General features: G+C 66.2%; 15 protein-coding genes. 9 read left to right on the forward strand and 6 right to left on the reverse strand.

What is annotated here, in order from left to right; all coding sequences use genetic code 11:
• Nucleotides 1-19: 19 nt before the first annotated feature.
• From soxB to soxY, 3 genes are all read right to left on the reverse strand, one after another.
• Nucleotides 20-1,717 (reverse strand): thiosulfohydrolase SoxB, encoded by a 1,698-nt coding sequence (gene soxB / locus DK26_RS11645; RefSeq protein WP_066472083.1) that lies wholly within the window; start codon nt 1,715-1,717, stop codon nt 20-22.
• Between the two features lie 103 nt (nt 1,718-1,820).
• On the reverse strand, nt 1,821-2,150 hold the full coding sequence (gene soxZ / locus DK26_RS11650) for a thiosulfate oxidation carrier complex protein SoxZ (RefSeq protein ID WP_066472084.1): 330 nt from the start codon (nt 2,148-2,150) through the stop codon (nt 1,821-1,823).
• Nucleotides 2,151-2,202: 52 nt separating this feature from the next.
• Nucleotides 2,203-2,658 (reverse strand): thiosulfate oxidation carrier protein SoxY, encoded by a 456-nt coding sequence (gene soxY / locus DK26_RS11655; RefSeq protein ID WP_066472086.1) that lies wholly within the window; start codon nt 2,656-2,658, stop codon nt 2,203-2,205.
• Between the two features lie 216 nt (nt 2,659-2,874).
• Here soxY and soxA point away from each other — a divergent pair, with 216 nt between their 5' ends.
• Nucleotides 2,875-3,666, forward strand: a complete 792-nt coding sequence (soxA, locus tag DK26_RS11660) for a sulfur oxidation c-type cytochrome SoxA (protein WP_248309950.1) — start codon at nt 2,875-2,877, stop codon at nt 3,664-3,666.
• A gap of 14 nt (nt 3,667-3,680) precedes the next feature.
• Complete coding sequence (soxX, locus tag DK26_RS11665; protein ID WP_066472635.1) at nt 3,681-4,286, forward strand: sulfur oxidation c-type cytochrome SoxX; 606 nt, start codon at nt 3,681-3,683, stop codon at nt 4,284-4,286.
• Between the two features lie 337 nt (nt 4,287-4,623).
• On the opposite strand, the gene DK26_RS11670 is transcribed toward soxX, so the two are convergent.
• The gene (locus DK26_RS11670; RefSeq protein ID WP_066472089.1) at nt 4,624-5,196 is read right to left on the reverse strand and encodes a thioredoxin family protein; all 573 of its coding nucleotides are present in this window, start codon (nt 5,194-5,196) and stop codon (nt 4,624-4,626) included.
• Nucleotides 5,197-5,206: 10 nt separating this feature from the next.
• On the reverse strand, nt 5,207-5,947 hold the full coding sequence (locus tag DK26_RS11675) for a cytochrome c biogenesis protein CcdA (protein WP_248309934.1): 741 nt from the start codon (nt 5,945-5,947) through the stop codon (nt 5,207-5,209).
• A gap of 51 nt (nt 5,948-5,998) precedes the next feature.
• Here DK26_RS11675 and DK26_RS11680 point away from each other — a divergent pair, with 51 nt between their 5' ends.
• The 5 genes from DK26_RS11680 (at nt 5,999) to DK26_RS11700 (ending at nt 9,080) form a co-directional block, all read left to right on the forward strand.
• Complete coding sequence (locus tag DK26_RS11680) at nt 5,999-6,409, forward strand: hypothetical protein (protein ID WP_066472092.1); 411 nt, start codon at nt 5,999-6,001, stop codon at nt 6,407-6,409.
• Nucleotides 6,406-6,783, forward strand: a complete 378-nt coding sequence (locus DK26_RS11685) for a metalloregulator ArsR/SmtB family transcription factor (protein WP_066472095.1) — start codon at nt 6,406-6,408, stop codon at nt 6,781-6,783. Before DK26_RS11680 ends, DK26_RS11685 begins: the two co-directional genes overlap by 4 nt.
• Nucleotides 6,784-6,818: 35 nt before the next feature.
• Nucleotides 6,819-7,895 (forward strand): YeeE/YedE family protein, encoded by a 1,077-nt coding sequence (locus tag DK26_RS11690; RefSeq protein WP_066472098.1) that lies wholly within the window; start codon nt 6,819-6,821, stop codon nt 7,893-7,895.
• A 289-nt stretch (nt 7,896-8,184) separates the two neighbouring features.
• Nucleotides 8,185-8,406, forward strand: a complete 222-nt coding sequence (locus DK26_RS11695; protein ID WP_066472099.1) for a DUF2892 domain-containing protein — start codon at nt 8,185-8,187, stop codon at nt 8,404-8,406.
• 44 nt (nt 8,407-8,450) lie between these two features.
• Nucleotides 8,451-9,080, forward strand: coding sequence for a rhodanese-like domain-containing protein (locus DK26_RS11700; RefSeq protein ID WP_248309935.1), 630 nt, complete (start codon nt 8,451-8,453; stop codon nt 9,078-9,080).
• 51 nt (nt 9,081-9,131) lie between these two features.
• On the opposite strand, the gene DK26_RS11705 is transcribed toward DK26_RS11700, so the two are convergent.
• A complete protein-coding gene (locus DK26_RS11705) occupies nt 9,132-10,034 on the reverse strand; it encodes an MBL fold metallo-hydrolase (RefSeq protein WP_066472102.1) in 903 nt (300 codons plus the stop codon).
• 220 nt (nt 10,035-10,254) lie between these two features.
• Here DK26_RS11705 and ybaK point away from each other — a divergent pair, with 220 nt between their 5' ends.
• Nucleotides 10,255-10,728 carry a Cys-tRNA(Pro) deacylase gene (ybaK, locus tag DK26_RS11710; RefSeq protein WP_066472103.1) on the forward strand — a complete coding sequence of 158 codons (474 nt, stop codon included), beginning with the start codon at nt 10,255-10,257 and terminating at the stop codon, nt 10,726-10,728.
• Between the two features lie 182 nt (nt 10,729-10,910).
• Nucleotides 10,911-11,900, forward strand: coding sequence for a DctP family TRAP transporter solute-binding subunit (locus DK26_RS11715; RefSeq protein WP_083533151.1), 990 nt, complete (start codon nt 10,911-10,913; stop codon nt 11,898-11,900).
• Nucleotides 11,901-11,951: the final 51 nt, after the last annotated feature.

Consider the following 11,951-nt stretch of genomic DNA (forward strand, 5'->3'; position numbering starts at 1 on the left):
AGCCGGCCTGAGGGCCGTGTCAGGCCCCGGTGACTTTCACGGCGTCGTTCGGCTTGATGGTGATCGTCTTGGTCGCGGCGACGTGGTCGCGCACCACGTCCCAGATCGGTGGTCCCTGCGTGCCCTCGTTGACGCTGGCCCAGCCGGAGACGACGTATTTCTTGGCGGCCTCGATCGGCTGGCCCGACTTCAGATGGGTCAGGCCGGAGATGCGGCTGCCCATCGGCTTGCCGACATCGATCGCGTAGCCCATGCCGCCGACGCGGACCATGTCGCCACCGCCCTGGAAATAAGGATCGGGATGGAAGATGTTGTCGGCGACGTCCTCGAGGATCTCCTTGAGCTGGGCGCCGGTCATCTCCATGCGGTAGCAGTTGGGATAGGTGATCGCGGTGGCGTTGGTGATCGCCTCCCAGGTGATGGCGTCGCCCGGCAGGAGGCTGCCGCCCCAGCGGAAGCCCGGCGAGAGCGCGATCTCGGCATCGCGCTGGCTCAGCATCGCGTCGCAGATCAGGTCGTCGAACGAGCCGTTGAAATTGCCGCGCCGGTAGAGCAGCGAATCCGTCCGGCCGATCTCCTTGGCGAGATCGGCGGCATAGGGCTCGCGGACCTTCTTGATCAGCGCCGCCATCTCGGCATCCGGGGCGATGGCGTCGGAGAAGACCGGCATCAGCTTGAAGCGGATATCGGCGACCTTGCCGTTCTTCACGGCGATGTCGAGCCGCGACAGGAACTTGCCATGCGAGCCGGAGGCGACGAGCACGGTGTCGCCGACGCGGATCATGCCGGGCATCGCGTCATGGGTGTGGGCGGTCAGGATGATGTCGAGGCCCTTGACCCTGGAGGCCAGCTTCTTGTCGACGTCGAAACCGTCATGGGAGAGCAGCACCACGATGGCGGCACCCTCGGCGCGGGCCTCCTCGACCTGCTTCTGGATTTCCTCCTCGCGGATGCCGAACTCCCAGTCCGGGAACATCCAGCGCGGATTGGCGATCGCCGTCCGGGGCAGGGCCTGGCCGATCACGGCGATCTTGACGCCGCCCTTCTCGAAGACCTTGCGCGGTGGGAAGACCGGCTCGTTCCACTCCTTGTCGCGGATGTTCTGGGCGAGGAAGGCGAAGGAGGCGCTCTCGGCGATCTCCTTGACCCGCTCGGCGCCGAGCGTGAACTCCCAATGGCCAACCATGGCGTCGGTCTTCAGCGCCGACATCACCTCGACCATGTCCTGGCCCTTGCTCTGGAGCGAGCTCCAGCTGCCCTGCCAGGTGTCGCCGCCGTCGAGCAGCAGAACCTTGTCGTCGCCGCGCTCGGCCCGGATCGCCTTGGCGAGGGTCGCGACACGGTCGAGCCCGCCCATCCGGCCGTAGGTCTTCGCCAGCGTGACGAAATCATCGGAGGTCAGCGCGAAGGCGTCAGCCGAGCCGTTGGCGATCTTGAAATGCGCGCGGAACTCGGCGTCGACGAGATGCGGCGGCTGGCCCTTGGCCGGGCCGACGCCGAGGTTGACCGAAGGCTCGCGGAAATGCAGCGGCATAAGCTGTGCGTGAATGTCGGTGACGTGGAGGATCGTCACCGTGCCCAGCGGGTCGAAGCGCAGAATATCGGCCTGTGAGAGCTTCTGCTGCGCCGCCGCCCGGCCGAGCGGGCCGAGGCCGGAGGCCGTGGCGATTGCCGCCGCAGCCGCCGTGGCCTGAAGGAATTCGCGTCGTGAGACCATGCTTCATCCTCTGGGCGAACGCAGACGCGCCGCCCCTGCGCGCTGCCCATCGGCGGCGCGCCTCAGTGATCTGGTGGTGGCCGGCCGCGCCGGCCGCAGCGGCTCAGCCGACCGTCAGCTTGTTCTTGGCCGTGTATTCGGAGCCGTCATCATCCTTCCAGGTGAAGGTGAACTCGCCCGATTCCGTCGCCTTGAAGAAGAAGGACTGATAGGGGTTGGCGGAAATCGCCGGGTGCCAGTCGGCCGAGAAGACCGGCTTGCCGTTGAAGCTGGCGCTGAACTTGTTGAGGATCTTGCGCGGGATGGTGTTGCCCTGCGCGTCCTTGCGCTGGCCCGATTCCATCTCGTGCGAAATCAGCGTCTTGATCTCGATCAGCTCTCCGGCGGCGGCCTTGGACGGCACGCGCACGCGCGGGGTGGGCTTGGTCGTCATGGGAGCATCCTCACCTTGAAACGTCGTTGTTCTCGTTGGATCGGCGGCGAAATCAGCCGCCGCAGCCGCCGATCGTGACCTTGATGTTGGCCTTGGCCATGTGCAGCGTGCCGTTCGACATCTCGGCGACGCAGACGATGTTCTGGGTCTGGGCGAGCCGCATGCGGGTCGCGGCCGAGGCTTTGCCGCAGGCCGGCGTGAAGTGATAGGTCACGATGCCCGGCTGCGGATTGCCGTCGGCATAGATGTGGACCGCCTTGACGTAGTCGGCCTCGGTCATCGGGCTGTCGATCTCGACATTGACCGGCACGACCAGGCCGTTCTCGGCAATCTCCGGCACGTCGAGCTTGATCTTGCCCTCGGCCATCGCCTTGTCGCCGTAGAGCTTCTTGATTTCGGCCGCGACGGCCTTCTCGTCGGCGAAGGCCAGCCGCGAGCCCAGAAGGCTCGCGAAAGCGGCGGCGGCGCCGGCCGTGATCGTGCTGCGGCGCGTAAGCCCTGAAGACATCGGAATTCCTCCTTTGAAATGTTCTTGTTTCGCTCTTGACGGCGGGGCCGGCTCGCGATCATTCTCACGTATCGTGATATTGTTTTTTGTGAATGTAAAGCCCCTCCAATGAGAGGGGGGCGTACAGCACAGGCCGGGAAACCACGGCCGCGAGAGGGAACGAAAGGGCAAGGGATGAAGCTCCCCATGATCGGGGCGGCCGTGCTGGCTGCCGCCATGACAATGGCCGCAGGCCACCTGACCGCGCAGTCGCAACCGCTCGACGATAGCGAAAAGGAAATCGAGCGCTATCGCCAGATGCTCTCGGACCCGTTCTCCAATCCGGGCTTCCTGGCAGTCGACCGCGGCGAGGTGCTGTGGGCGGAGAAGCGCGGCACCAAGAATGTCTCCCTCGAAGCCTGCGATCTCGGCGAGGGGCCGGGCAAGCTCGAAGGCGCCTTCGCCAAGCTGCCGCGCTATTTCGCCGATGCAGACAAGGTGATGGATACCGAGCAGCGCCTGCTCTGGTGCATGGACAAGCTCCAGGGGCTCGACACCAAGGACGTGGTGCTGCGGCGCTTTTCGGGGCCGGCCCGGGCCTCCGACATGGAGGATCTCGTCGCCTTCATCGCCAACAAGTCGAGCGAGATGAAGATCGAGCCGCAGCTCTCCCATCCCAAGGAGAAGGAGATGGCGGCGGTCGGCGAGGCGCTGTTCTACACCCGCGGCGGCGTCAACGATTTCTCCTGCGCCACCTGCCATGCTGAGGAAGGCAAGCGCATCCGTCTGCAGGGCCTGCCGAATCTCTCGGTGAAGGGCAAGACCGCGCAGGAGACGATGGCTTCCTGGCCGACCTATCGCGTTTCGCAGAGCGCGCTGCGCACCATGCAGCACCGGCTCTGGGACTGCTATCGCCAGCAGCGTTGGCCGGTGCCCGGCTATGGCACCGACGCCCTGACCGCTCTCACCGTCTTCCTGCAGAAGCAGGCCGAAGGCGGCGAGATCAAGGTTCCGTCGATCAAGCGCTGAGGGGCAACGAGATGATGAAGCACGCATTCGCCGCCGCCGCGCTCCTGCTCTGCGCCGGCCCGGCCTTCGCCGATGAGCGGCCGAGCCAGGCCGTGATCGACGCCTATCTCGCCGCGACCTTTGGCAAGGCGCCGCCGGAATGGCAGGCCAGGATCAAGCCGGACGAGACGCTCGCCGTCTGCAACACGACGCGCAACAACCCGTCCTCGGCGGAATCCGACGCGATCCTGAAGCGCGAATCAGCGCGCGTCTCCTATCCCGCCGACGGAAAATTCCTCGGCGACTGGAAGAAGGGCTACCAGGTCGCGAATAACGGGCGCGGCGGCCAGTTCTCCGATCCGCCGAACACAGTCTCCGGCGGCAACTGCTTCGCCTGCCACCAACTTGACCCCAAGGAGGTCAGCTACGGCACGCTCGGCCCGAGTCTGGCCGCCTATGGCAAGGACCGGAAATACGATCCGGAGACGATCAAGGACGCCTACACCAAGATCTACAACTCGATGGCTGTGGTGCCCTGCTCGAACATGCCGCGCTTCGGCGTCAACAAGGTGCTCGACGAGCAGCAGATCAAGGATGTGATGGCCTATCTGTTCGACCCGGAATCGCCGGTGAACAAGTAGCGGGCTCGGCTCGCCCCGGTTCGGGGCGGGGGCGTTCGACCGGATATTCGAGCAACGCCGCCTTCATGGCGGCGTTGTCGTTTCTCATTGGCTTTGTCCAAGGGGCGCCGCTCTGCTCTGGCAGTCATCGAAGAGGCTCAGTGCTTGTTCGAGATTTTGTACAGCCCTCATCCTGAGGAGCCATTCCGCCAGGGATGGCGTCTCGAAGGATGTTCCAGGAGGCTCTGGACCAAGCTGGAGCATCCTTCGAGACGCTGCTGCGCAGCTCCTCAGGATGAGGGCTCTCGGAGCTCTGCAGCGGCTTCCAGCACGCAGCTGCGTCTCGGCGGTGGGAGAATCAACCGGACTTGACCGGGTTGCGCTTCAGCCAGTCGGGGAAGGGCGCGCTCTCATAGCCCTTCTCGCGGACATAGCGGAACATCGCGAGGAATTGCGGGGGATCGAGCAGGCCGGGCATGCGCGCGACCTCGCGCTCCTGCGGCTTACGCCCCTTCAGCCCGTCCGCGCTTTCGGGCAGGAACTGGATCGTCGGGGTGAACCTGACGCCGTAGCGCTCGCCGAGCTGCTTCTCGCCGAGCTTGGCGCCGTCGAAATCCGTAACCTCGCGGGCGCCGATATGGTTAAGGTGCAGCACCTCGAAATTCGCCTTGATGTAGCCCTCGATGGCGGGGTCGGCGAGATGGACCTCGTGCATGCGCCGGCAGGCCGGGCAGCCCTTCAGCCCCCACATGATGGCGAGCCGCTTGCCATTGGTGGTTGCGGTCTGCAGGTCCTCGGGAAGGTCGAGGAAGCTCTCGAGATACCAGTCGAGATGGTAGAGCCCGTCCTCGCCCAGCGTGGCGCGGGCGGCAGCCGGCCCGGTCAGCGTCGCCGCGAGGGCGGTGCCCAGCAGGGTTCTGCGCGTCAGCATGAGCCTCTCCCTATCCGATCGTGCCGAGGGCCGGGAATGTCTGGAGCAGCCAGCCGGCCAGAACCGGCATGGTGCCGGTCATGAACAGCAGGCCGGTGATGACGAGGGCCGCGCCCATGGTCTTCTCGACCACCGGCATGTGCCGCCGGAAGCGCGCCATCAGATTGAGGAAGGGGCCGGCGAGCACCGCGGCGAGCAGGAAGGGCACGCCGATCCCCAGCGAATAGGCGGCGAGCAGCGTTGCGCCGCGCACGGCGGTGCCTTCCGCGCCGGCGACCATCAGCACCGTCGCCAGCACCGGTCCGACGCAGGGCGTCCAGCCGAAGGCGAAGGCGAGGCCGACGAGATAGGCCCCGACAATGCTCGCCGGCTTGCGCTCGGTCTGAAAGCGCGCCTCGCGATAGAGCAATGGAATCCGCAGCCAGCCGAGGAAGTGCAGGCCCATGATCAGGATCAGCGCGCCGGCGATGATCGAGAGCGTCTCGAAATAGGTGGTGACGACGGCGCCGATGGTCGAGGCGGTGGCGCCGAGCGCGACGAAGACGGTGGTGAAGCCGAGCACGAAGGCGCCGGCCATCATGACGATCCGGCGCGACTGGCGGGCCTCAAGCCGACCGCCCGAGCCCGACAGCTCGCCGATGCCGACGCCGGCCAGGAAGCAGAGATAGGGCGGCACCAAAGGCAGCACGCAGGGGCTGAGGAAGGAGAGCAGCCCGGCGATGAAAGCGCCGGCGATCGAGATGTCGAACACGCTCTGATCCTGCCTCTGGTTTATATATCTGAATACGACTATGTTAACGCGATGAATGCAACCGCCAATGTCATGCGCGCCTTGCTGGTCGCCTCTGCGCTGCTGCTGCCGGCGATGGCGGCACGCGGCACCGAGCTCCTGATGTTCGAGCGTGCGGGCTGTGTCTGGTGCGAGCGCTGGGACCGCGAGGTCGCGCCGGGCTATGACAGGACGGTGGAAGGGCGCGCCGCGCCGCTGCGCCGGATCGACCTCGGCAAGGGCGGTCCGCCCGAACCGGGCCTCGCGAGGCCGGTGCGCTATACACCGACCTTCGTGCTTGTTTCGGAGGGACGCGAGGTCGGCCGGATCACCGGCTATCTGAGCAACGACACATTCTGGGGTTTGCTTGGCAAGATGCTTGCTGACATAGAAAATCCCATTCAGCGAACGGGCAGCCTGCCCGCCACGATGGACAGACAATGACCGCGATCGTTTCCAAGGCTCTTGAGACCGAGCTGCGCGACGGCGAGGAATTCTCGCCCGAGCTCGATGTCCTGATGCGGAAGGCGCGCAAGGCGAGCGATTTCCTCAAGGCGCTCTCGCACGAAAACCGCCTCCTGCTGCTCTGCCTGCTCGCCGAGCGCGAGCGCACGGTGACCGAGCTGGAGCATATTCTTTCGCTGCGTCAGCCCATGGTGTCGCAGCAACTGGCGCGGCTGCGGCTCGACCAGCTGGTGACGACGCGGCGCGACGGCAAGGCGATCTATTACAGCCTCGCCAATGACGATGTCCGGCGCATGATCTCGGTGATCTACGATATCTTCTGCGGACCGCAGAAGCCGGCGAACGAGGATTGACCAGAAAAATGCTCCCGTTGCCCGGGCGCTGAACCGTGACGCCGCTTTCCCCCTGGGCCGTAACTCTGGTCGGCGTCGCAATCGGCGCCGTCTGCGGCTTCACCGTAAGGCGGGCGCGCCTCTGCTCCTTCGGCGCCATCGAGGATTTCTGGATCGGCGGCGATACCCGCCGTCTGCGGATTTTCGGACTGGCGCTGGCGGTCGCGCTGTTCGGCACGCAGTTCATGGTCTGGCGCGGCGATCTGTCGCCTGAATTCTCGACCTATCTGCCGAGCGCGCTGCCCTGGTTCTCCATCCTCCTCGGCAGCACCTTGTTCGGCATCGGCATGGCGCTGGTCGGAACCTGTAGCTTCGGCTCGTTGATCCGGCTCGGTTCCGGCGATCTGCGCAGCCTGATCGTGATGATGGTCTTCGGCGCCGTCGCTTATGCGACCTTACGCGGCATCCTGGCGCCGCTGCGGATCGATGTCCTGGAGAAGGTCGCGGTCGCCGTGCCCGGATCGGTACAGGGCGATCTGCCCTCGGTGCTGCAATGGCTGGGGTTGGGGGATCTTCGGCTCGCGCTCGGCATCGTCGCACCGGCCCTGCTGATCGGCACCGTGCTGATCGACCGCCGGCTGCGGCGTTCGCCGCGCCTTCTGCTCGCCGGGCTGACGCTCGGGCTCGGCGTTGTGCTGGGCTGGTGGGTGACGGGCGTCGCCATTGACGAGTTCGCGCTCAACCCGCGCACGCAGAGCCTGACCTTCGTCTCGCCGGTCGGCCGGGCGCTCTATGCGGTGCTGACCACCCCGGTCGGGCTGTTCGATTTCGGCGTCGGCACGATCGTCGGCGTGGTCTGCGGCTCCTTCGCCTCGGCGCTGTTCGACGCCGAATTCCGCTGGGAAGCCTTCGACGACCATCACGAGATGCGCCGGCATCTGCTCGGCGCGGTGCTGATGGGCGGCGGCGGCGTGCTCGCCGGCGGTTGCACGATCGGGCAGGGCATTTCGGCCGGCTCGATGATGGCGCTGTCCTGGCCGTTGGCGATCGGCGGCATGATGATCGGCGCGAGACTCGGCATCGCCTTCCTGATGGAAGGCTCGATCCGCAACCTCTTCATCTTCCGCCGCTGAGGGCAGCGAGCTTCGACGTCCCCCGGCGGCGATATGCGCCGTCAGTACATGGCAGGCGGTCGAGGCGTCGGTGAGACAGCTTGCCGTGCGCGCGACCTGCACGGGCGGGGCGCACGCGCCGGAGCCGCAAGCCCGGAAATCGCTGCGTTGTTTGATCGGTATCATCGAACGGTGGCTCAACAGCTTTCACAATCGTGGCCATGGGTCAGCCATGCTGCACAGCAAGGCAATTTACATTCTATAATTCATATATATGAATATAAATATGTCATAGCCATGGAGCAGATCGATGAATGTCGGTGTTCTTGATCGCTGGGTGCGTTTCGTCGTCGGGATCGTGCTCGTCATGGCGGCCTTCGTCTCGCCGCTGGCCGAGCTCGTCGCCAGCTGGGGAGCGTGGAAATACGCGCTGACGGCCTGGGGCGTGGTCATGCTGGCGACGGCGCTGTTCCGCTTCTGCCCGGCTTACACGCTGCTAGGCATCCGCACCTGCCCGCACAAGCCGCTCTGAGCAGCGCGGCGCAGGCATAGCAGGGACCGGTGAGGGACATCCGCATGAAACGCCAGATCGCCATCCTGTCGGCCATCGTCATGGCCGCTGCAGCATCTTCCGCCTTGGCGCAGGCTCCGGTTGTTCCCGGCGCCGGCCCGGCTGCCAATGCTGCCGCCCAGGCGCAGGCCGCCATTCCGAAGGCCAAGCAGACCTCGCTCGGCCTCTATATGCGACCGCGCGAGGCTGCGGAGGCGATGAGCCGGGACGGCGCCCGCACCTTGTTCGTCGACGTACGGACCCGGGCCGAGATGATGTTCACCGGCTGGGCGCCTGTCATCGACGGCCATGTCCCCTTCGTCGAGGTGACCGAGTTCTGGGACTGGGACGACAAGGAAGGGCGCTACAAGCTCGATGCGAACCCGGTCTTCAGCCGGGACGTCGAGCGTCTGCTGGCCGCCAAGGGGCTGACCAAGAACGACCGCGTCATCCTGATGTGCCGTTCCGGCGACCGCTCGGCCCGCGCCGCCGACAAGCTGGCCGAGGCCGGCTTCACCCAGGTCTACAGCCAGTATGAGGGCTTCGAGGGCGATGCGTCCTCTTACGGCCAGCGTACGGTCAATGGCTGGAAGAACGCCGGGCTGCCCTGGACCTACAAGCCCGACAAGGCGAAGTTCTACGCTGCGGGACAATGAGCCCGGGCGGCACGCCGGCAAGGCCGGCGCAGCCCGCGTCCCGGGGGGCGCTCAGCTGCCGGTGACGAAGCGATAGGCGCTGCCGTCGCGCTCGACGCGGCCGATGGCGCCGTCGAGATGATAGCCGATCACCTGCGCCTTCTCGTTCGCGGCGCGGTCGAGCAGGCGGCGCCGGGTCGCGACCGCGAGCGCCGCGTCATGATCCGTGGCCGGGCTCCACTCGGGGTGGGCGAAGGAGGCGACCTTATGCGTCAGCGCGTCGCCGAGCACGAAGACCGGGCCGCTCGCATCCTTGAGCTCGAATGAGACATGGCCCGGCGTATGGCCGGCCGTGTCGAAGGCGGCGACGCCCGGCACCCATTCCGAGCCGGCATCGTGCAGCTCCAGCGAGGCGCCCAGCGCCTTGACGATGCGCTGCGCCCCGGCGGCGAAGGCGTGCCGGTCCTCGGGCAGCTTTTCGTAGACTTTGGCGTCGGTCCAGAAGGCGACCTCGCGCCGGTGGGCATGCCAGCGGGCCTTCGGAAAGAGCGGCGCGTCGAAATCGTCGAGCGCACCCCAGAAATGGTCGGGGTGGAGATGCGTGAACAGGACATGGGTGACGCTGTCCGGCGCGATGCCGGCAGCTTCCAGGCTGGCGGCGAGCTTGCCGGTGCCGGGCAGGAAATTGGCGCCCGAGCCGCAATCGAAGACGATGACCTGATCGCCCTGCCTGAAGCAGGTGACGTTCAGCACGCTGACCGACGGGCCGCTGGCCTTGGTCGCCTGGGCGATCGCATCGAGCGGGACATCACGCGCCAGCATCGATTGCGGCAGCTCGAAACTGCCGTCGCTGAGGATCGAGATCGCCCGCTCGCCCTGCCTGGCCGTGGCGACAACCTGGGACAGGGCGCCCGAAGCGGAGCTGGCCAGCGCAGCGGCCGCGCCACCGAGCAACATGTCGCGACGGTTCAGCATGGATCCTCCCCAGGATTGTGTTCGATGTATCTTTATCTTTGAATATATCTTGTTTCCGAACTGCGGCAAGCCGGCCTTGTGCCGGTTGTCGCAGGGGCAGGGAGGTGCCCGGCGCGTGTCCGGCTTGCAGATGACCGCATTGACCTCGCTCCGGCCGCGGAAGATGGTCCGCGCCTCATCGGAAGGTTGCGGCCATGGCGGCTGCGCCCTGGAGGCTGGAATGTCGAAGGCGACAAGGGCGACGAAGGCGCTGGAGCAGGCGGGCGTCGCCTTCACCGTCCACAGCTATGATTACGATCCCGGGGCCGACAAGGTCGGCCTGCAGGCGGCCGAGGCCCTGGGCGAGCCGCCGCAGCGCGTGCTCAAGACCCTGATGGCGCTGGTCGACGGCAAACCGGCCTGCGTAATCGTGCCGTCCGATCGCGAGGTCTCGATGAAGAAGCTCGCCGCGGCCTTCGGCGGCAAGTCGGCCCAGATGATGAAGCCGCCCGAGGCCGAGCGGCTGACCGGCTACAAGGTCGGCGGCATCAGCCCTTTCGGGCAGATGCGGCGGATCCCGACCGCGATCGAAGAGCAGGCGCTGGCGCATGAGCAGGTCTATCTCAACGGCGGCCAGCGCGGATTGCAGCTTCGGATGCGACCGGCCGATCTGGTCTCGGCGCTGAACGCCATCGTCGCGCCGGTTGTCGCCTGAGGCAGGTTTTCCGGCGGCTCCGAAAGCCGCTCGACCGCGCGGGCGAGGGCGGTTTGGCGCCGCTCGGAATGGCACTGGCGGCAGGCCGGATGCCAAGCATAGCCAATATCTATTTGCCAGCCACGCTCATGCCCCAAACAATCACGGGCATAGCTACAAAGCCGCATAGAGGGGTAAAAACCATGAAATTCGTGGGAATGACCGCATTGGCGAAGGTCGCCACGGTCCTCGGCTGTTTCGCCGCCGTGCCGGCCATGGCGCAGAACAAGGTCCAGATCCGGCTCGGCCATGTGCTCGCCGAGAACCACAGCTGGAACGTCGCGGCCAAGGGCTTCGCCGAGGATGTCGCCAAGGCGACCGAAGGCCGCGTCACCATCCAGGTTTTCCCGTCGGGCCAGCTCGGCACGGAGAAGGACGTCGTCGAGGGCCTGCAGATCGGCACCATGCAGGGCGGCGTGATCGGCAGCGGCTCGTTCCAGCCGATCGAGCCGCGCATGGGCATCGTCGAGCTTCCCTATGCCTGGCCGACCCGTGAAAAGGCCTTCGCTGCCTTCGATGGCGAGATGGGCACCGAGCTCGCCAAGCTGCTCGCGGCCAAGAACATCGTGGTGCTGGGCTGGTGGGAGAACGGCTATCGCCACATCACCACCAAGAAGGCGCCGGTCAACAAGCCGGAAGACCTGAAGGGCGTGAAGATCCGCGTGACGCCGGACAAGGTCCGCCTCGACACCTTCCGCGCGCTCGGCGCCGAGCCGGCGCCGCTGGCCTTCGGCGAGCTCTACTCGGCGCTGCAGCAGGGCGTGTTCGACGCGCAGGAGAACCCGCTCTCGATCATCGATTCCTCCTCCTTCGCCGACGTCCAGAAATATGCCGCCCTGACCGGCCATGTCTGGGGCGCCGCCTGCCTCGTCGTCAGCAAGCGCATCTGGGACCAGGTCGGCCCGGCCGACAAGGAGGCCGTGCTGGCCGCCGCCGCCAAGTGGCGCGACGAGCAGCGCAAGATGGTCACCGCCTCGGACCAGCAACTGGTCGAGAAGCTGACCAGCAAGGGCATGACCGTCAACAAGGTCGACCCGACGCCGTTCATCGCCGCGGTCCAGCCGGTCTGGAAGTCGCAGGAAGCGGTCTATGGCCCGGCGCTAATGGCGCTGCTCGACAAGTACCGCAAGTAACTCCGCAATCGCGGACAGGCAGGACGCCGCCAGGTGAAGGCCTGGCGGCGT

It is taken from the genome of Allobosea sp. WAO, from assembly GCF_001509835.1.
Classification (GTDB): domain Bacteria; phylum Pseudomonadota; class Alphaproteobacteria; order Rhizobiales; family Beijerinckiaceae; genus Allobosea.

Excerpts from the sequence above, each read along its gene's own strand:
- soxB (WP_066472083.1), bottom strand. The coding sequence starts at position 1,717 with ATGGTCTCACGACGCGAATTCCTTCAGGCCACGGCGGCTGCGGCGGCA.
- soxZ (WP_066472084.1), bottom strand. The coding sequence starts at position 2,150 with ATGACGACCAAGCCCACCCCGCGCGTGCGCGTGCCGTCCAAGGCCGCC.
- soxY (WP_066472086.1), bottom strand. The coding sequence starts at position 2,658 with ATGTCTTCAGGGCTTACGCGCCGCAGCACGATCACGGCCGGCGCCGCC.
- soxA (WP_248309950.1), top strand. The coding sequence starts at position 2,875 with ATGACAATGGCCGCAGGCCACCTGACCGCGCAGTCGCAACCGCTCGAC.
- soxX (WP_066472635.1), top strand. The coding sequence starts at position 3,681 with ATGAAGCACGCATTCGCCGCCGCCGCGCTCCTGCTCTGCGCCGGCCCG.
- DK26_RS11670 (WP_066472089.1), bottom strand. The coding sequence starts at position 5,196 with ATGCTGACGCGCAGAACCCTGCTGGGCACCGCCCTCGCGGCGACGCTG.
- DK26_RS11680 (WP_066472092.1), top strand. The coding sequence starts at position 5,999 with ATGAATGCAACCGCCAATGTCATGCGCGCCTTGCTGGTCGCCTCTGCG.
- DK26_RS11685 (WP_066472095.1), top strand. The coding sequence starts at position 6,406 with ATGACCGCGATCGTTTCCAAGGCTCTTGAGACCGAGCTGCGCGACGGC.
- DK26_RS11695 (WP_066472099.1), top strand. The coding sequence starts at position 8,185 with ATGAATGTCGGTGTTCTTGATCGCTGGGTGCGTTTCGTCGTCGGGATC.
- DK26_RS11700 (WP_248309935.1), top strand. The coding sequence starts at position 8,451 with ATGAAACGCCAGATCGCCATCCTGTCGGCCATCGTCATGGCCGCTGCA.
- DK26_RS11705 (WP_066472102.1), bottom strand. The coding sequence starts at position 10,034 with ATGCTGAACCGTCGCGACATGTTGCTCGGTGGCGCGGCCGCTGCGCTG.
- ybaK (WP_066472103.1), top strand. The coding sequence starts at position 10,255 with ATGTCGAAGGCGACAAGGGCGACGAAGGCGCTGGAGCAGGCGGGCGTC.
- DK26_RS11715 (WP_083533151.1), top strand. The coding sequence starts at position 10,911 with ATGAAATTCGTGGGAATGACCGCATTGGCGAAGGTCGCCACGGTCCTC.